This is a genomic window from Mycetohabitans sp. B2, assembly GCF_021733735.1.
GTDB lineage: Bacteria > Pseudomonadota > Gammaproteobacteria > Burkholderiales > Burkholderiaceae > Mycetohabitans > Mycetohabitans rhizoxinica.
Genome location: NZ_JAHKSP010000150.1, coordinates 1 through 321, shown reverse-complemented (window position 1 = coordinate 321; position 321 = coordinate 1). Strand labels below are relative to the sequence as shown.

Genomic DNA, 321 nt, shown 5'->3' with positions numbered 1-321 from the left:
CCAGGTGTGGTCAATCGATTTTGTGATGGACGCGCTGTCCAATGGACGGCGTCTGAAGTGCCTGACCATCGTGGACGATTTCACCAAGGAGGCCGTGGATATCATGGTGGACTACGGCATGTGCGGCTTGTATGTCGCGCGAGTGTTGGAGCGCGCCGCGCGTTTCCGAGGCTATCCAAAAGCACTGCGAACGGACCAGGGACCGGAATTTACGGGCCGGGCGCTTGATCAATGGGCGTATGCTAACGGGGTAAGCTTGAAATTGATTCAGCCGGGCAAGCCGACGCAGAATGCTTACATCGAATCGTTCAACGGCAAGTT

The 321-nt window shown here is 56.4% G+C and carries 1 protein-coding gene; it reads left to right on the top strand.

Annotated elements, in window-relative coordinates:
- Window positions 1-321: DDE-type integrase/transposase/recombinase (locus KPG66_RS17165; protein WP_237071650.1), on the top strand; the 321-nt coding region annotated here is incomplete at both ends.